The following is a 17524-nucleotide window of genomic DNA, read 5'->3' as shown; positions in this document are numbered from 1 at the left end:
CGGTCACTGCACCGCCCCGTAGCCCTCCGGGTTGGACTGCTGCCAGCGCCAGCCATCCCTGCACATGCTCTCCACGCCGTGGGAGGTCTGCCAACGCAATAGCCTGCGGGCCAGGCTGGGGTCGGCCCAGACCCGGTCCACATCCCCAGGGCGCCGGGCTTCGATCCGGCAGGGGATGCGCAGCCCATTGACGCGCTCGAAAGTGCGCACCAGCTCCATCACGCTGGTACCCTTCCCCGTCCCCAGGTTGACGGCAACAAAACCGGCATGGCGCAGCGCATAATCGACCGCGCGCACATGCCCCGCGGCCAGGTCCATGACATGAAGGTAATCGCGCACCCCCGTGCCGTCCTCGGTGTCGTAGTCGTTGCCGAAGACCTTCAAGTGCGGCTGGCGGCCCACCGCCACCTGCGTGATGTACGGGAACAGGTTGTTGGGCACGTCGCGCGGATTCTCGCCGATCAAGCCGCTGGGATGCGCGCCAATCGGGTTGAAATAGCGCAGGGTCACGGCGCTGAAGTCGGGGTCGGCGGCGCAGGCGTCCTGCAGCATCTGCTCGACGATCAACTTGGACCGTCCATACGGGTTGGTCGGCTGAAGCGGATGTTCCTCGGTGAACGGCAGGAAGCGCGGCACCCCGTACACGGTGGCGGAAGAACTGAAGACCAGCCGCCGAACGCCGTGCGCCCGCATCGCCGACAGCAGCGCCACCGTCCCGGAGACATTGTTGTCGAAATACTTGATAGGGTCTCGAACCGACTCCCCCACCGCCTTGACGCCCGCCAGATGCAACACGCACTCGATGGGATGCCCTTGTCGTTTCTGCAGCGAAAACAGCGTGTCGAGCAGCGACGCGGAGCGGATATCGCCTTCCACGAACGAGATCCGCGCACCGGCGATGCGCTCGACGCGGCGCACGGCGGCACGGCTGCCATTGCACAGGTTGTCGATGATGATGGGGCGGTATCCCGCCCCGATAAGCTCTATCAAGGTATGGCTGCCGATGTAGCCGGCCCCGCCGGTGACCAATAGCGTCGTCATTGCCGCTCCGTTGCCCTACACGTTAAAAAGGCAGTCGCAATCCTGGTGCCACGCTAAGCAGCTGTCGGCGGAAGTCCTCCTGGATGCGCGACAGTGCGATACCGTTGTCGCCCTCGAACCGCAGCATGACGGCGGGCTGCGCCGCGGCCGCGCGCGCCAGGCCAAAACCGTCCTCGTATTCGACGCGCACGCCGTCCAGGTGGATGATTTCCCGCGCGCCCATGAAGCGGCCCCGCGTGCGCAGCGCCTCGACCAGGCGGTGCTGTTCGCCGTCGGCCATGTCCACGCGCAGCTCCGGCGTGGCGCAGGACTGCGGCAAGGCATCAAGCACCGCCGAGGCATCTCGATGCCGCGACAGCAGCTCCAACAATCGTGCCGCGGTGTACAGGCCGTCGCCATGGCCAAGCCAGCGGTCCTTGAAGCGGATGCCGCCGCCCGTTTCGCCGCCCAGCAGCGCCCCCGTCTCGCGCATCTTTTCGCCGATATGCGCATCGCCGCCCCGGCTGACCACCGACGCGCCGCGCAGCGCGCGGATCTCGCGCGCGAGGTTGCGGCTGCTTTTCACGTCGTGGACGACCGCCCCGCCCTGAGCCGCGCCCAGGATGTCGCGGGCGAAGAGGATCAGCAGGCGGTCCGCGCACACGCGCGCTCCCGACTTGCTGATCACCGTCACGCGATCGCCGTCGCCGGTGATCGACAGCGCCAGCTCGCAGCCGTTGTAGCGCAGGCGCGCCGCGAGGTCGGCCAGGTAGCGCGCTTCGCCGGGCCTGGGCTCGTCGTCGGGGTATGCACCCGTCATGTCGCAGGCCAGTTCGGTGACCTCGCAGCCCAGTTCGCGCAGCGCATCGGGTGCCAGGCTGCCGGCCACGCCATGGCCGCAGTCCAGCGCCACTTTCAGCGAGCGTTCCAGGCGGATATCACTGACCAGCCTGGACACGTAGCAGGGCGCGGCGCTGATCAGCGTCCGTGCACCGGGACGCGCAACGCTGCTGGCCTGCGCCTGCATGCGCCCGCGCAGGGCGTGCAAGCCCGCATGGCCCACGACATCGCCGTCCAGCATGAGCTTGAAGCCGTTGTAGCCGTCGTCGTCGTGGCCACCGGTCACCGATACCGCCGTGCCCGTATCCGTCAGGCGCGCGGCGAACCATGTCAGCGGCGTCGTCGCCATGCCGATATCGATCACCGCCATCCCGGACTCGCGCACGCCGGCCTGCAGCGCTGCAGCCAATTCGACACTGCTTAGCCGCGCGTCCTTGCCGATGACCACGGCGCGCCGGCCCTGCTCGGCCGCCCAGCCCCCCAGCGCCACCCCCAACGCGTGCGCGAAGTGGGCGTTGATGTCGTGGCCGACGCGGCCACGTATCTCATCGGCGCGGAAGACGTGCGGCGGGAATCCGGACGATTCCGGAACACCCAGGGAATCCATGACGTCTCCAATGGGCTAGGGCTGGTTTTCGCCGTAATACGACGCGCGCGAATATCGATAGGGACCATACTTGGAGCGATAGCCCCAGCCTTCGGACTGCAGCTTCAGGCCATTGAAGACCACGCCCGCGACCGGCGCGCCGGCCTGCTGCAGGCGCTTGTTGGTTTCCCGGATCTCGCCCACCGTGTTCATGCCGGACCGCACCACCACCATGACCGCCGCGGCATGCGCACCCACCACCGCGGCGTCGGACGAGGACAGCACCGGCGCCGTATCGACGATCACGATGTCGTAGTCGGCCGCCAGCGCATGCAGGCACTCGCCGAAGGCTTCGGAAGCCAGCAGTTCGGAAGGATCGAAGGTGACCCTGCCGGTGGAGATGAAGTCCACGCCGTTCATGATGTTGCGCTTGGTGACCGCCTCCAGCGGCACCGTGCCCGCCAGCACCTCGAACAGGCCGTTCTCGGCCGGCGTGGCGAAGTAGCGGTTCAGCGTACCGCGGCGGAAGTCGGCGTCGATCAGCAGCACCCGCTTACCGACCGCCGCCTGGATGAAGGCGAAGTTGGCCGACAGGAAGGACTTGCCCACGCCGGCCAGCGGCCCCGTGAACACGACGATGTTGTTGGAAGAATCGCGCATGGCCACCTGCAGCACGGTGCGGAAACTGCGCAGGCTTTCAATGGGCGGCGTACTGCCGTTGCTCTGCGCCAGCAGTGCCGGGATGCGCGCATTCTTGCGGCGCGCGCGGCGCCACAACCGGTCCTGCAGATCGCTGTAGGGCACCGTCGCCAGCACGGGCAGGCCGGTATAGCGCTCGATCTCGTCCGGGTCCGTCAGTCCGCCGAACAGTGCGTTGCGCAGGAAGGCCGCGACCACGCCAAGCACCAGGCCGGCCAGCGCTGCCACGCCCAGCGCGATAGGCGCCTTCGGGCTCAGCGGCTTTTCCGCCGCGACGGCCGTATCGACCACCCGGACATTGCCGACCTTGCCCGCGCGGATCATGCGCAGTTGCTGCGCGTTGTTCAGCAGGCCCGTGTACAAGTCGGTGTTGACCTTGACGTCGCGAGTCAGGCGCACGACGTCCTGTTCCAGGTCGGGGAGTTCGCGGATCTTGCTGTTCAGCTTGTTCATGTCGCCGGTCAGCGAAGCGATCTGCCGGTCGATGGCGGCGATGCTAGGATGCGAGGCCGCGAAGCGCGTGACCAGTTCCTGACGCCGGGCCTTCAGTTCGAAGATCTTGTTCTGCGTTTCCACCGATTGGCCCAGGATCAGCTTGGCTTCCTCGGTCAGGTCGATGGTCCCGCGTGAATTGCGCAGGGCGTTGTAGCGGGTCTCCGATTCTTCCAGCTGCTTTTTCAGCACCGGCAGCTGCTGGTCCAGGAAAGCCAGGGATTTTTCCGCCTGGGCGGTTTTGCGGTTGGTGTTCTGCCGCACATACTCCTGGCCGATTTCGTTCAGCACGGCCGCCGTCAGCACCGGATCCTGGCCCTGCAGCGTCACGCCGATGACGTTGGACTGGCGTCCCCGTTCGAAGATGCCCATGCGCGTCTGCAGCGATTCGATCGCTTCCAGACGCGACTCGCGCACCACGGTGAAGCTGGTCTCCGGCCGGGCATGCAGCGTGTCGATCTGCATTTCGATCGCGCCGCCGGGCACTTCAAAGCGCTCCAGCTGCCCGACACGGCCTTCGAAACGCCGGTCGTGCACCGGGTCCACCAGCTCGTAGGCGCCGGCGCCCAGCGCCACCACGCGCAGCTTCTTGCCGATCAGGTCGTCCGGCACATCGATGCGATTGAGCTGGATGCGCTCGCCACCCCAGGCCCAGCCGCCTGGAATCGCGTCGGTGACGGCGGTCGGCAGCGCGAAGCTCTCACGCCGCTTGGCCAGCCAGCGGCCGATGACCGGAAAGTAGTCCGGCGTGGCGTGGACATAGAGCTGGTAATAGTCCACGGCATGCCCCACCACCAGGCGCGAACGCAGGATTTCCATTTCGCCCGATGCCGCCTGTTTGATGTCGAAGATGGACGAGACGTCGCCCAGCATGCTGGTCCGTTGTCCCGTCGGCAACTCCTCTTCCACCTGCACCGCGATGTCGGACTGGTACACGGGTGGCCTGATGAGGTAGTAAGCCACTCCGACTAACGTCGCGAGCAGGGTCACGACGATGATCATGAAACGGTTCGCCAGCAATACGTCCACGTACGACATCATCGGGGTGTCCGGGGGTGTACCCCCGGCATTGGCGTATTCCAGCTGGAGAGGAGGCTGCTTCATTGTCGACTCGCTAGTAGTAAGAAACATCGCGCCGGCAACGGCCGGCACGTCGTGGCCCGCATCGCAACACCATGCGGGCCGCGTGCGGAAGAGATTGCTATTTGCGCACCGAGTCCACGGTCTGGACCGTCTGCGCGCTGGGGAACAAGAGCGAGATAAAGCGATTCCACCGCACCAGGTTGCCCGCGTCGACAAAGACCACGTCCTTGGACTGCAGCGGGAACTTCTGGGCGACTGCCATGGCCTGGGGCGATGCACTGTTCAGGCGGAATACCTCCGGTGTTGCGTTGGGCAGGGCGCGGACGACATAGATGTCCGCGGGCTCGCTGGTCAGTTGACTGGGACCTCCGGTCTCGCCCAAGGCATCGCCCAACGTCAGTACGCCGTCGTGCATGGTCAACGCCAGGGGCTGCGTTACTTCTCCCATTACATAGACCTTGTTCTCGTCGCGCGGAACGACGCGAACAATGTCGTTGGGCTGCAGCAGGATGGCGGTCGGATCGATCCCCGCCTGCTGAAGCATCGGCAAATCCACGCGTGTCGTTTGACCGTTACGCGTCACGTAGACGCGGCTGCGATCCGCCGTAGCAAGCGCCCCGCCCGCCGTGTTGATGGCTTGCGGCAAGGTCATGGGCACATCAGTGATGGGCAGCGGCCCCGGCGTCTTTACCTCGCCTTCCACGAATACGCGTTTGCTGCGATAACCTAGCACGCGCACCGTGATTTGAGGATCCTGAATATAGTTGGCCGAGCCGCGTATGAGGTTGGTACGAACCTGCGCCTCCGTAAGCCCGACTACCTTCACAAGGCCTACATAGGGGAACTGAATGTAGCCATCCGAGGACACGGGATAGCCCGGAATGCCGGCCCCCGTATCCCCAAAGGTGAGTTCGGTCGGCCCCGTGCCGATGCTGTAGGTTTGCGTCGGAAGGACTAGTTCAGGGTGGTCCCAGACAACGATCGAAAGGATGTCGCCGGGGCCGATCACATAGGGCTTCGCCGTGCCGATAAGTTGACGAACGTTATCGTTGACCGGCTGTTCGCGCGCACGTGTTTCTTCCAGCGCAAGCCGTGGCGTGATCGCCTTGACCTCGACGCGCGAATTCGGATCGTTCGGATCGACCAGGAAGTCGGGCTTATAACGCATGCCCGGCGCGAATGCGCAGGCGCCCAAGAGCGAAACCAGAGCGACCATAAGGCCGCCCCGGCATAGCGTGCGAAGGATCGTGTTCATTGGCTTTCCACGGTTAATGACCTGTTAGGGCCTACTGTTTCGCGGTACTACGGCCGCGTAACGGGTTGCGACATTGCACGCGATTTTGGCGGAGCCGCACATTGGGCTGATGGCCTAATACCTCACATAAGCCCTTTGGACGTTTCGACGTGCATGACCGGTCCCTATGATTTTTCGGTCGCCATATTGCAGCGCCGCGCAGCCCGCCGGCCGCGCCGACCGAATCGCATGGGAGCACGTCATGGACACTTCGTCGGTGAATGTATCGGGCAGGCTTGCCGATACGAGTCTGTTGTTTCGATTGACCGATGCCGCTGTCGTCGCGAGCGTCGGACTGGTCGCGACCGCATGGCTCGATGTCCGCCAAGGACCGGATGTCGCACCCATACATGCGATGCTGGTGTATCTGTGCAGCTTCTGCACCATCGCGCTTTTCCCCGCGTTTCGTCTATACAGTTCATGGCGAGGCCGCAGCCTGTTCGATCTGTCCGTGCGGAGCTTCGCCGCGTGGACCGCCGTGTTCGCGCTGGGCATTCTTATCAGCTTCGTGAACCACCAGGTCGGTGCGATATCGCGCATGTGGGCACTGGCGTGGTACGCCGGCACGGCCGGGGGCCTGGTGGGACTGCGCCTCATCGTGCACGGCATCCTGCGCGAAGCGCGCGATCGCGGCCTGGATCGCAAGCGCGTCGCGATGATCGGCTTCGGCACCTTGGGCCACGACCTGTGGCGGCGCGCCGCCGCGGCGCGTGGCACCGGCTACGACATCGTCGGCATCCACGTCAATACCAAGGAGCACCTGCCGGCGCAGGTCCGTCGCATCGAATCGCTCAAGGACTTGCCGGCCTTCATCCGCCAACAGGAAGTACGCGAAGTCTGGATCGCGCTGCCCGTCGAAAACAGCCAGCTGGTGCGCGAAGCGATCTACCACTTGCGCCATGACTGCATCGATGTCCGCTGGATACCCGACCTGATGTCGGTGCGGCTGCTGGGACACCGCGTGGACGAATTCCTGGGCGTTCCGGCCATCGAATTGAACAGTCTTCCCGCCGCCGGCATACGCGGGCTGGCCAAGGAAATCTTCGACCGCGTGTTCGCATCCTGCGTGCTGTTCGGCCTGTCGCCGGTGCTGCTGACGATCGCGTTGCTGATCAAGCTGACCTCGCGCGGCCCCGTATTGTTCACGCAGAAGCGCCTGGGCGTGGACGGCAAGGTGTTCAACGTCTACAAGTTCCGCAGCATGACGGTGCACCACGAGAAGCACGGCACCGTCACGCAGGCCACGCGCGACGATGCGCGGGTAACCTCCATCGGCGCCTTCCTGCGCCGGACCAGCCTTGACGAACTGCCGCAGTTCATCAACGTGCTGCGCGGCGAGATGTCGGTGGTGGGCCCGCGTCCGCACGCGCTGGAGCACAACGAGCAATACAAGGATGTGGTGGCCCGCTACATGATGCGCCATCGCGTCAAGCCCGGCATTACCGGCTGGGCGCAGGTGAACGGCTATCGCGGGCAGACCGACACCGTCAACAAGATGCGCAGCCGCGTCGAGTTCGATCTGTATTACATCCAGAACTGGACCTTCCTGATGGACCTGCGCATCATCGCCAAGACCGCCGTGTCGGGCTGGACAGGAAAAAATGTCTATTGAGCGGCAGGCGGCCCATGCCGGAGGCAGGCTGAGCGAGGAGCACTTTCGCGCCGCCGTGGACATGCTCCCCCTGGTCTCCATCGACCTGCTGGTGCGCGACCCGCGCGGCCGCTATCTGCTGGGCCTGCGCGGCAATCCGCCCGCGCAGGGCCGGTGGTTCGTTCCGGGCGGCCGCATCCGCAAGGGCGAGGCCTTGGCGCAGGCCCTGCGGCGCCTGGCGGATGAAGAACTCGGCATGTCGCTGCCGCCGGTGCGCTGGCGCCTGCGCGGCGTCTACGAACACTTCTACGACGTCAACTTCGCCGGTGAATCCGGCATGTCGACGCATTACGTGGTGCTGGCATACCAGGTCCAGCTGCCATCCGGCCCGCTGGCCGCGGCCCTGCCCGCGACCCAGCACCTGGGCTACCGCTGGGACACCCCCGAGGATGCCGCGACGGACCCGGACGTGCACCCCTATACGAAGGCCTATTTCACGGAGCAACACCCATGACTCGACCCTATCCCGAGTTTCGCCCCGTCATACTGTGCGGCGGATCCGGTTCTCGCCTGTGGCCGCTATCGCGCGAGCTGCTGCCCAAGCAGTTCATCCGCCTGACGGGTGAACGCAGCCTGCTGCAGAACACCGTGATGCGCCTGGCCAACAATGCCGACGCACGGCGGCCGCTGCTGGTGTGCAACGACGCCCACCGTTTCATCGCCGCCGAGCAGATGCAGGAGCTGGACGGAATCCAGCCGGAGCTGCTGCTGGAACCCTGCGCCCGTAATACGGCGCCGGCCATCGCCGCGGCGGCCCTGCGCGCCATGCGCGACGGCGACGATCCCGTCATGCTGGTGGTGCCTTCGGATCACGTGATGGAGGAAGGCGAAGCGCTGCGCACGGCTTTCCGCGTGGCGCACGAGGCGGCCAGCGACGGCGCGCTGGTGACCTTCGGGGTGCGCCCCACGGCCCCGCTGACGGGCTACGGCTACCTGCGTACGGAAGCTTCCGACAACGCCTGGCGCCGTGTCGAGGCCTTTGTCGAGAAGCCGAACGCGGAACGCGCCGCGCAGTTCCTGCGCGATGGCGGCTACTACTGGAACAGCGGGATGTTCGCCTTCCGCGCCTCCGTGTTCGTGCAGGAGCTGGAGCGGCTGGCGCCGGCCATGCTGGACGCGGTGCGCGCCGCGGTGCGAGCCGGCGTGGGCGACGACGCGGCCTTCCGCCTGGACGCGGCGGCCTTCGCCACCTGCCCCAGCGACTCGATCGACTACGCGATCATGGAGCGCACCGACAGTGCCGTCGCCGTGCCGCTGGACGCCGGCTGGAGCGACGTGGGCGCCTGGGACGCCGTGTGGGATATCGCCGCCAAGTGCCCCGAGGGCAACTCCACGTCGGGCGACGTGGTCATCGAGGATTCGCGCAATTGCCTGGTGCATGCCACCAACCGGCTGGTGGCCACCATCGGCCTGGACAACATCGTGGTGATTGAGACCGCGGACGCCGTGCTGGTGGTGCACAAGGACCATACGCAGGACGTCAAGCGCGTGGTGGAGACCTTCCGCGCCCAGCATCGCTCCGAGATGGAGCATCACCGCGAGGTGCGGCGCCCGTGGGGTTCCTATGATTCCATCGGCCAGGGTCCGCGCTACCAGATCAAGCGCATCACCGTGAAGCCGGGCGCACGCCTGTCGTCACAGATGCATCATCACCGCGCGGAACACTGGGTAGTGGTATCGGGCACCGCGCGCATCCACAACGGCGATCGCACCTTCCTGTTGACCGAAAACCAATCGACCTACATCCCCCTGGGCGAGGTCCACTGCCTGGAGAACCCCGGCAAGATCCCCCTGGAACTCATCGAAGTGCAATCGGGCGCCTACCTCGGCGAGGACGACATCGTGCGTTTCGAGGATATGTACGGGCGCGTATGAGGGCACGCGCGCTTTCCCTTGGGAGGACGTCGCGCGGCGACGCGAGGGTAGCTCTGTTCAGCCATATGGGTGTCCGCGTCTCATGCGTGGGGCGCGGCGCCTCGTTCTTGGGGCGGTCCGCGGGCCGCGCCTTAGACCTTCCGGCCGATACCCCGGCTAGCACGACCTCAGTAATCTTCTTGAACCTCTCAGCCTTAAGGATACAACCATGCCAAAACGGGCACTGATTACGGGAATTACCGGCCAGGACGGCGCCTATCTCGCCGAATTCCTCCTGGGCAAAGGCTATGAGGTGCACGGCATCAAGCGCCGCGCCTCGCTTTTCAATACGGCCCGTATCGATCACCTGTACCAGGATCCCCATACCAGCCCGCGCAACTTCGTGCTGCATCACGGCGACATGACCGACGCCTGCAGCCTGATCCGCATCGTGCAGGCCGTCCAGCCGGACGAGATCTACAACCTGGCCGCGCAGAGCCATGTGGGGGTCTCGTTCGAGGAACCCGAATACACCGCCAATGCCGACGGCCTGGGCACGCTGCGCCTGCTGGAAGCCATGCGCATCCTGAAAATGGAGGATCGTACCCGCCTGTACCAGGCCTCGACCTCCGAACTCTACGGCCTGGTGCAGGAAGTCCCGCAACGGGAGACCACGCCTTTCTATCCGCGCAGCCCCTACGCGGTGGCCAAGCTGTATGCGTACTGGATCTGCGTGAACTATCGCGAAGCCTACGGCATGTATGCGTGCAACGGCATCCTGTTCAACCACGAATCGCCGCGCCGCGGGGAAACCTTCGTCACGCGCAAGATTACCCGGGCCCTGGCGCGCATCGCCCTGGGACTGGAGGATTGCCTCTACCTGGGCAACCTGTCCGCGCTGCGCGACTGGGGACACGCACGCGACTACGTCGAGATGCAATGGCTGATGCTGCAGCAGGACAAGCCGGAAGACTTCGTCATCGCCACCGGGATGCAGTACAGCGTGCGCGACTTCATCAACATCGCCGCGCGAGAACTCGGCCTGCTGCTGGCCTGGGAAGGCGAAGGGGTGAACGAGACGGCCACCGTGCTGCTCAGCCCCGCCTACGAGGCCGTCAAGCCGGGCCAGGTCATCGTGCGGGTGGATCCGCGTTACTTCCGCCCGACCGAGGTCGAGACGCTGCTGGGCGATCCGACCAAGGCGCGCGAGAAGCTGGGCTGGACGCCGCGCACCTCTTTCGAGGGCCTGGTCAAGGAAATGATCGCCAGCGACCTGAAGGAAGCGCAACGCGACGCGCTGGTCGAGCAGAACGGCTACGAAGTCTACGCCTACAAGGAATAGCGCCATGGCTGACCTGGATCAACACGTCTTCGTCGCCGGCCATCGCGGCATGGTCGGCTCCGCCATCGAGCGGGAACTGCGCCAGCGCGGCTATCGGAACATCGTTACGCGCGTGCATAGCGAACTGGATCTGGAGAACCAGAACCAGGTCAACCGCTTCTTCTGTACACAGCGCGTGGACACGGTCTACCTGGCCGCCGCGAAAGTGGGCGGGATCCTGGCCAACCAGAACCATCCCGTCGACTTCCTGTACCGCAACCTGATGATGGAATGCAACATCATCCACGCCGCCTACGCCGCGGGCGTGCGCCGCCTGCTCTTCCTAGGATCATCGTGCATCTATCCCAAGCTGGCGCCCCAGCCCATGAGCGAGGACGCGCTGCTGACCGGCCCGCTGGAACCCACCAACGAGCCCTATGCCATCGCCAAGATCGCGGGACTGAAGCTGTGCGAAGCCTACAACCGCCAATATGGCGCGCGTTACCTGTGCGCCATGCCGACCAATCTCTACGGGCCGAACGACAACTACGACCTGGAAAGCAGCCACGTGCTGCCGGCGCTGATCCGCAAGTTCCACGAGGCGCGCGAACACGGCTCGCCCACGGTCACCATCTGGGGCACCGGCAAGCCGCGCCGCGAATTCCTGCACGTGGACGACCTGGCGCGCGCCTGCGTGACGCTGATGGAATCGGAACAGGCCCAAGGCGTCTACAACATCGGGCTGGGTACCGACGTATCGATCGCGGAACTGGCCGCCATGGTGGCGCAGGCGGTCGGCTACCAGGGGGAACTGGTCTACGACACCAGCAAGCCGGACGGCACACCGCGCAAGCTGCTGGACGTCAGCCGCATCCATGCCCTGGGGTGGCGTGCGGAAATGGGACTGCGCCAGGGCATCCAGTCCACCTATCACGACTATCTGCGCCATGCCCCGCGGCAGGCGCTGCCGCTTGCCTAGGGTCCGCTCCCAGGGGCTCGCGCAATCGACACGGGGGAATCGCGCTCATGCGTGCGCTCGTCAGGAAATACATCTCGGGCAATGCCTCCTTCTGGGGCTTGATGGAATACGGGCTGGGGCCGATGATCGCCCTGGCGGCCACGCCTATCCTGCTGCGGCAGCTGGGCACGGTAGGCTTCGGCCAGTTCGCCATGATCATGGCGCTGGCCGGCTTCGGCAACGTCGCCAACCTGGGCGCGGCGGTCACCGGCACCAAGCTGGTTTCCGAGCGCCTGCACGAGCCGGGCGGCGCCATGCACGGCGCCGGCGTCAGCTTTGCCCTGGTGGCCTGCGCGCTGGCCTTCGTCGCGGCGCTCGCGCTGCTGGCCTGGGGCGGCGTGTCGTGGCTGTGGCCCCACGCCACCTTCGGCGGCATCGCGGTGTCGACGCTGGCGCTCCCCGCGCTGGCCGTCTACCTGAGCCAGCAGTTCGACCAGCTGTTCACCGGCTGCCTGAAGGGACGCGAGGCCTTTGCCACCACGGCCCTGTGCGAGGTCGGCGGGCGCCTCACCGCCTATACGGTCACCTGCGGCGCAGCCATGCTCACGCACTCGCCCACGCTGGTCAGCCTGACCCAGGCCGGCGGCCTGCTCGCCACGGGGCTGATCAAGATGCACCTGTTCGCGCGACGCGATGGCCATTACGCGGTCCGTCCGCTGCCGGACCGCGGCGCGATGGGCGCGGCCTTCCGCTTTTCGCGCTGGTCCTGGTTGAACAGCCTGAGCGCCGTCGCCTTCGGATCGGTGGACCGCATCCTGGTGGGCTCGCTGCTGGGCCCGGCCACCCTGGCCATCTATACGGTAGGCGCGCAAGTGGGGCAGATGATCCACACCGCGTCGGTGGCCGTATTCCAGAAAACCATGCCGCGCGTCAGCCACCTGGCCGCCGGCGCCGACGGCGAGCGCGCGGTGTCGCGCGAAGTACGCCGGCTGATGGCGGTGAACCTGACCTTGTCCATCCTGGGCACCACGGTCGCGCTCGCGGTCAGCGGACCGGCGCTCTCCCTGATGCTGGGCCATGCCTACACGCCCGGACACCTGGCGACCTTCCGCCTGCTGATCGTGGCCGCCGGCTTGCTCTCGCTGAACGTGGTGGCGCATTTCTCGCTGCTGGGCATGGGCAACAGCCGCGCGGTGGCGGTCCTGAACGGCCTGGCGGGCGTCAGCATGGTTTGCGTGCTGTTCCTGCTTGTCGCGCCGGTGGGCGAGAGCGCGGCCGGATGGGCCCGCATCGCCTACTCGCTGACGACGCTCTATGGAATCTATCTTGCCTTGCGCCAGTCGCGCCCCCCACCTTTCGTCCCCGCCCACACCGCAACACGTTAGTTTCTCGCCCATGCTGAGGTCCTTGATGCGCAAGCGCCATTTGAAATCCACCCGCGAGCTGGTCAACTTCGTCAGCCGGCTGCAGGTGCCCCCGCCGCCGCCGGACAGCGACAGCCTGCCGAAGATCACCATCGTCACGCCTTCGTACAACCAGGCGCGCTTTCTGGAGCGCACCATCCTGTCCGTCCTGAACCAGGGGTATCCCAAGCTGGAATACATCATCATGGACGGCGGCTCCACCGATGGCAGCGTGGAGATCATCCGCAAGTACGAATCGCACCTGGCCTATTGGGAAAGCAAGAAGGACCGCGGACAGTCGCATGCCATCAACAAGGGCTTCGCCATGGCCACCGGCGACTACGTCGGCTGGCAGAATTCCGACGACCTGTATTGCCGCGGCGCGCTCGTCAAGCTGGGACGCGCCGCGTCCGCGCACCGTCCGCCCATCGTCAACGGACACCTGTACATCGCGGACGCCGACAACCGCGTCTTCAGGCGGGTGTACTACACCCCCTTGACGCGCGCCAAGCTGGCCGTGATCCGCGCCTCCATCCCCAACCAGGTCGCGCTGTTCCGCCGCGACTGTCTGGAGCGCCACGGCCTGCTCAAGGAAGAGATGCGCTATTGCATGGACCTGGAACTGTGGAGCCGCCTGCTGCACGACGGGCCCAACATGATCGTGCCCTCCGCCATGGGCGTCTATACCGTGCATGAGGAAACCAAGACCGCCCTGCTGCAGGACGTGCTGGAACGAGAGCGCGACCAGATCGTCGGCGACATCCGGGCCACCGAGGCCGGCATCGGACCGCTGTTCGGCCTGTCGTGCCGGGCGGCGAAAGTGGCCGCCCACGCCCGCCAGGGAGACCTGGACTATCTGTTCGACAAGCTGCTGAACAAAGTAGCCGGTCGCGACGACTGGAACGCGCGCTAGGGAGCCGCCATGCGCCACGTCCAACGTCATTACTCGACCGTACCGCTGCTGTGCGCCTTCGTGTTCAGCGCCCTGGCGCTGAGCAACGAAGCGCTGGTCATCGGGGTGGGCGGCTTCAAGCTGTCGATCTTCGACCTGCTCTTCGTGGCCATCCTGGCCGTCAAGCTCGTGCGGCTGACCGACCCCGCGGCTTATTCCCTGCCCTCCGCGCGCATCACCCTGCTGATGGCGCTGAATTTGCTGGCATGGGTCTACCTGGTCTACATGGCCCCGCCGCCGCAGGGCGTCGAAGTGGGCGACATGGCGCGCGATATGCGGATCGTCGCCTACTTCCTGCTCACGCCCTACCTTTGCTACAAGGACATCGACGGACCGGCGGCCTATCGCAAGCTGCAATGGACCATCGTCGCCTCGGGCCTGACGGTGGCGGCGCTGATGATCACCAAGGTGGCCATCGGGTTCAGCACCGTCGAACCGGTGCGCGACGTCACCCTGGGCATCTGGGTCATCCCCATGTCCATCACCTCCATCCTGTACTTCCGCGAGGTGCTGGGCCTGAAATCGCGCACGGCGTATTTCCTGACCATGTTCTTGTTCATGGCCCTGGTGTTCTCCTTGAACCGCAGCCAGTACCTGCAGCTGGGCGTCACGGTAGGGATCGCCGTGGTGCTGGGCGGCAAGGTGGGCGCCCTGCGACGCGTCAGCTTCATCTTCGCGCCGGCCATCATCGGCGGACTGCTGGTGTTCTACGCCATCGGCTACCTGGACGTGCTGGAGAGCCGCGTCCTGACCGTCGAGGCGCTGGACGACGATTCCAGCTACGGCGCGCGCGTGCAGGAGTACGACGGCCAGATGGACCAGTTCCGCGAACGTCCCATGTTCGGCCACGGCGCCGGCTACCGCTACTGGGTCATGGGCGAGAACGGTTTCGAGCTCGGCACGTTCGCGCACAACTCCTGGGCCTTCTACCTGATGAAGTTCGGCCTTATCGGCAGCATAGTCATCATGGGGCCACCCTTGCTGCTGATGCTGCTGTCGCTCAGCCGGCGCAACGGCAACGCCGGCGTGGATATGCACCGGCGCTACTTGATCGCCTGCGTCCCGATATACATCTTCATCGACTCGCTGTCCGGCGGACTGGCCTACGCGCCCAAGACCGCCCTCACGGGTTTCCTGTTGACCTACTGCCTGTCCCTGTTGCGCAACTACCGTCCGCCACTGTCGCCTTACGAGGCGGCCATCCGGGCCGCCGCGCCGGCAGGGCCCGTAACGCCCGCGTGGCCGCCCCGCCGCGACCCGCGTCCGATCATGTCCGGGCAAACGCCCGGGAAATCCGCCTATCCGAGGTTGCCGCACCATGGTTGATATCCTCTTCGTCGTTCCCGACCTGCATCGCGGTGGCGTGGGTCGATGCGTCTATTTCATGCTGGAAGAACTGCCCAGGCACGGGCTGACGACCTCGCTGTTCTGCATGCGCGAGATCGAGCACGAGTTCACGCCCAGCAAGGCCACCGTTACCCGCGGCGTCGCGCGCAAGCTCAGCAATCGCGCCATGCAGCTGTCCGCGCCGTGGTGCCTGGCCAGCCTGATGGCCACCATCCGCCGGGAACGGCCCGCCGTGGTCTGTTCGCACGGCCTGATCTGCAACCTCCTGGTCGCCGCCGCCCGCACGCTGATGCCCGGCAGTTTCCGCACGGTGGCTTTCGAACACAACAGCCCATCCGCGCACTACCGGTCCACCAGCATGGGCACGCTGAAGCGCACCATGCTGCGCACCTGCTACGGCGCGCATGACGACGTGGTGGGCGTGTCGCGCGGCGTCGTGCGCGACCTGCTCGCCATGGCGCCGGCGCTGCGGGACAAGTGCCGGCACATCTACAACGGCATCCCGCTGGACGACGTACGCGCGCAAGCCCGCGCCGCCGGCCAGACGCTGCCGCGCGACGGCAAGATACACGTGGTGTCCGTCGGGCGGCTGGTCAGGAACAAGGGCTTCCAGACCCTGATCGACGCGGCCTGCCTGCTGAACGATCCCGGCATCGTCTTCACCATCATCGGCGAAGGCCCGCAGCGCGGCGAATTCGAAGCGCAGATCGCGTCGCGCCGGCCGGGCAGTCCCGTACGCCTGGCGGGCCACATCGACAATCCCTTCCCCATGTTGGCCGGCGCGGACATCTTCCTGTCGGTCTCGGAGCGCGAAAGCTTCGGCATCGTGCTGGTGGAAGCGCTGTGCCTGGGCATACCGGTGGTCGCGACCGACTGCCCGTCCGGGCCAGCCGAGATCCTGGAGGACGGCAAGTTCGGTGAGCTCGTCCCCGTGGGCGATGCGGCCGCCGTGGCGCGCGCCATCCAGTCGCTGGCCGACGATGGCTCGCGCCGCGAGCACCTCGCCGACCTCGGCCCGCAGCGGGCCGCCGACTTTTCCCTCGAACGCCATTGCCGCAACGTGGCTGATCTGTTCCGGCCCCTGCTGGGCAAGCAGGCGCTGGACCGCGTAGGAGCACGCACATGACCCGTGTACCAGTATCCGTCATCGTCATGACAAAGAACGAGGAACGGAACATTGAAAAGTGCCTGCGGGCACTGGCCGATTTCGATGAAGTCTTCGTCGTCGACTCCCACAGCACCGATCGGACAGTGGAGATCGCCACCGGCCTGGGCGCGCGCGTCGTTCAATTCCAATGGAACCGGAGGTATCCCAAGAAGAAGCAATGGTGCCTGGACAACCTGCCCTTCTCGCATGACGTGGTGCTCTACGTGGACGCGGATGAAGTCATGACCCCCGAGCTGGCGCGCGAGATCAACGACTGCCTGCCGCGATTCGCCCAGGGTGCCGGCGGGGCCTTCGTCGGCTTCAACTATGTCTTCTGCGGCAAGCTGCTGAACCACGGCCATCGCGTCTACAAGCTGGTGCTGCTGCCGCGTGCCCGCTCGCGCTTCCTCGATTACAACGATCTGGACGTCGCGAACATGTGGGAAGTCGAAGGCCACTACCAGCCGCAGGTCAACGGCCCGGTATTCCTGCTCAAGCACCGTATGGCCCACCATGACCACGACGGCCTGTTCCACTACTTCGACAAGCACAACAAGTATTCCGACTGGGAAGCCAGCCTGCGCGTCAAGGGCCTGCTGAACGACCCGCGCGAGGCCAACATCGGGCTGCGCTCCGTCATGAAGCGGATCTTTGCCGCCATGCCCTTCAAGGCCGCGGCCGCTTTCGTGCACTGCTACGTCCTGCGCCTGGGTTTCCTCGACGGCAAGGCTGGCCTGGACTACGCCGTGGCGCGGTCCATGTATTACTGGCAGATCGGCATCAAGTCGCGCGAGCTGCGCGCAGCGATGGCCGCTGCCTCCCCCGCGGCCGACACGGGAGCCGACCCCGTACGCGGCGGCACACACTAACGAGATGG

General features: G+C 65.8%; 14 protein-coding genes. 10 read left to right on the top strand and 4 right to left on the bottom strand.

Annotated elements, in window-relative coordinates; genetic code table 11:
- Window positions 1–3: 3 nt before the first annotated feature.
- The 4 genes from galE to AKI39_RS07380 form a co-directional block, all read right to left on the bottom strand.
- Window positions 4–1041: a UDP-glucose 4-epimerase GalE gene (gene galE, locus AKI39_RS07395; protein WP_066634123.1), complete on the bottom strand. Its 1038-nt coding sequence runs from the start codon at window positions 1039–1041 to the stop codon at window positions 4–6.
- Between the two features lie 22 nt (window positions 1042–1063).
- Window positions 1064–2467 (bottom strand): phosphomannomutase/phosphoglucomutase, encoded by a 1404-nt coding sequence (locus AKI39_RS07390; RefSeq protein WP_066634121.1) that lies wholly within the window; start codon window positions 2465–2467, stop codon window positions 1064–1066.
- A gap of 15 nt (window positions 2468–2482) precedes the next feature.
- A complete protein-coding gene (locus tag AKI39_RS07385; protein WP_066634119.1) occupies window positions 2483–4741 on the bottom strand; it encodes a polysaccharide biosynthesis tyrosine autokinase in 2259 nt (752 codons plus the stop codon).
- Between the two features lie 97 nt (window positions 4742–4838).
- Window positions 4839–5975, bottom strand: a complete 1137-nt coding sequence (locus AKI39_RS07380) for a polysaccharide biosynthesis/export family protein (protein WP_066634118.1) — start codon at window positions 5973–5975, stop codon at window positions 4839–4841.
- A 241-nt stretch (window positions 5976–6216) separates the two neighbouring features.
- On the opposite strand from AKI39_RS07380, the gene AKI39_RS07375 reads away from it, so the two are divergent.
- The 10 genes from AKI39_RS07375 (at window position 6217) to AKI39_RS07330 (ending at window position 17516) form a co-directional block, all read left to right on the top strand.
- Window positions 6217–7626 (top strand): undecaprenyl-phosphate glucose phosphotransferase, encoded by a 1410-nt coding sequence (locus tag AKI39_RS07375; protein WP_066642407.1) that lies wholly within the window; start codon window positions 6217–6219, stop codon window positions 7624–7626.
- Window positions 7616–8119: a GDP-mannose mannosyl hydrolase gene (locus AKI39_RS07370; RefSeq protein ID WP_066634117.1), complete on the top strand. Its 504-nt coding sequence runs from the start codon at window positions 7616–7618 to the stop codon at window positions 8117–8119. The genes AKI39_RS07375 and AKI39_RS07370 overlap by 11 nt, the downstream gene beginning before the upstream one ends.
- A complete protein-coding gene (locus AKI39_RS07365) occupies window positions 8116–9540 on the top strand; it encodes a mannose-1-phosphate guanylyltransferase/mannose-6-phosphate isomerase (protein WP_066634116.1) in 1425 nt (474 codons plus the stop codon). Before AKI39_RS07370 ends, AKI39_RS07365 begins: the two co-directional genes overlap by 4 nt.
- Window positions 9541–9748: 208 nt before the next feature.
- Window positions 9749–10861: a GDP-mannose 4,6-dehydratase gene (gene gmd / locus AKI39_RS07360; RefSeq protein WP_066634114.1), complete on the top strand. Its 1113-nt coding sequence runs from the start codon at window positions 9749–9751 to the stop codon at window positions 10859–10861.
- 4 nt (window positions 10862–10865) lie between these two features.
- Window positions 10866–11819, top strand: a complete 954-nt coding sequence (gene fcl / locus AKI39_RS07355) for a GDP-L-fucose synthase (protein WP_066634111.1) — start codon at window positions 10866–10868, stop codon at window positions 11817–11819.
- 47 nt (window positions 11820–11866) lie between these two features.
- On the top strand, window positions 11867–13183 hold the full coding sequence (locus AKI39_RS07350; RefSeq protein ID WP_066634110.1) for a lipopolysaccharide biosynthesis protein: 1317 nt from the start codon (window positions 11867–11869) through the stop codon (window positions 13181–13183).
- A gap of 25 nt (window positions 13184–13208) precedes the next feature.
- Complete coding sequence (locus tag AKI39_RS07345) at window positions 13209–14114, top strand: glycosyltransferase family 2 protein (protein ID WP_066634105.1); 906 nt, start codon at window positions 13209–13211, stop codon at window positions 14112–14114.
- Between the two features lie 9 nt (window positions 14115–14123).
- On the top strand, window positions 14124–15479 hold the full coding sequence (locus tag AKI39_RS07340) for an O-antigen ligase family protein (RefSeq protein WP_066634100.1): 1356 nt from the start codon (window positions 14124–14126) through the stop codon (window positions 15477–15479).
- Window positions 15472–16626, top strand: a complete 1155-nt coding sequence (locus tag AKI39_RS07335) for a glycosyltransferase (RefSeq protein WP_066634098.1) — start codon at window positions 15472–15474, stop codon at window positions 16624–16626. The genes AKI39_RS07340 and AKI39_RS07335 overlap by 8 nt, the downstream gene beginning before the upstream one ends.
- Window positions 16623–17516, top strand: a complete 894-nt coding sequence (locus AKI39_RS07330) for a glycosyltransferase family 2 protein (protein ID WP_066634096.1) — start codon at window positions 16623–16625, stop codon at window positions 17514–17516. The genes AKI39_RS07335 and AKI39_RS07330 overlap by 4 nt, the downstream gene beginning before the upstream one ends.
- The last annotated feature ends 8 nt before the right edge of the window (window positions 17517–17524 follow it).

This window comes from Bordetella sp. H567 (assembly GCF_001704295.1).
In the GTDB taxonomy this organism is placed as follows: Bacteria; Pseudomonadota; Gammaproteobacteria; order Burkholderiales; family Burkholderiaceae_B; genus Bordetella_C.
The sequence above is the reverse complement of the archived record's forward strand: the minus strand, read 5'-3'. Positions and strand labels throughout refer to the sequence as shown.

What these genes read in the sequence shown, in the direction of transcription:
- AKI39_RS07385 (WP_066634119.1), bottom strand. Translation starts at nt 4,741, where the DNA reads ATGAAGCAGCCTCCTCTCCAGCTGGAATACGCCAATGCCGGGGGTACA.
- AKI39_RS07345 (WP_066634105.1), top strand. Translation starts at nt 13,209, where the DNA reads ATGCGCAAGCGCCATTTGAAATCCACCCGCGAGCTGGTCAACTTCGTC.
- AKI39_RS07350 (WP_066634110.1), top strand. Translation starts at nt 11,867, where the DNA reads ATGCGTGCGCTCGTCAGGAAATACATCTCGGGCAATGCCTCCTTCTGG.
- AKI39_RS07335 (WP_066634098.1), top strand. Translation starts at nt 15,472, where the DNA reads ATGGTTGATATCCTCTTCGTCGTTCCCGACCTGCATCGCGGTGGCGTG.
- AKI39_RS07375 (WP_066642407.1), top strand. Translation starts at nt 6,217, where the DNA reads ATGGACACTTCGTCGGTGAATGTATCGGGCAGGCTTGCCGATACGAGT.
- AKI39_RS07370 (WP_066634117.1), top strand. Translation starts at nt 7,616, where the DNA reads ATGTCTATTGAGCGGCAGGCGGCCCATGCCGGAGGCAGGCTGAGCGAG.
- galE (WP_066634123.1), bottom strand. Translation starts at nt 1,041, where the DNA reads ATGACGACGCTATTGGTCACCGGCGGGGCCGGCTACATCGGCAGCCAT.
- AKI39_RS07390 (WP_066634121.1), bottom strand. Translation starts at nt 2,467, where the DNA reads ATGGATTCCCTGGGTGTTCCGGAATCGTCCGGATTCCCGCCGCACGTC.
- AKI39_RS07365 (WP_066634116.1), top strand. Translation starts at nt 8,116, where the DNA reads ATGACTCGACCCTATCCCGAGTTTCGCCCCGTCATACTGTGCGGCGGA.
- AKI39_RS07330 (WP_066634096.1), top strand. Translation starts at nt 16,623, where the DNA reads ATGACCCGTGTACCAGTATCCGTCATCGTCATGACAAAGAACGAGGAA.
- AKI39_RS07340 (WP_066634100.1), top strand. Translation starts at nt 14,124, where the DNA reads ATGCGCCACGTCCAACGTCATTACTCGACCGTACCGCTGCTGTGCGCC.
- gmd (WP_066634114.1), top strand. Translation starts at nt 9,749, where the DNA reads ATGCCAAAACGGGCACTGATTACGGGAATTACCGGCCAGGACGGCGCC.
- fcl (WP_066634111.1), top strand. Translation starts at nt 10,866, where the DNA reads ATGGCTGACCTGGATCAACACGTCTTCGTCGCCGGCCATCGCGGCATG.
- AKI39_RS07380 (WP_066634118.1), bottom strand. Translation starts at nt 5,975, where the DNA reads ATGAACACGATCCTTCGCACGCTATGCCGGGGCGGCCTTATGGTCGCT.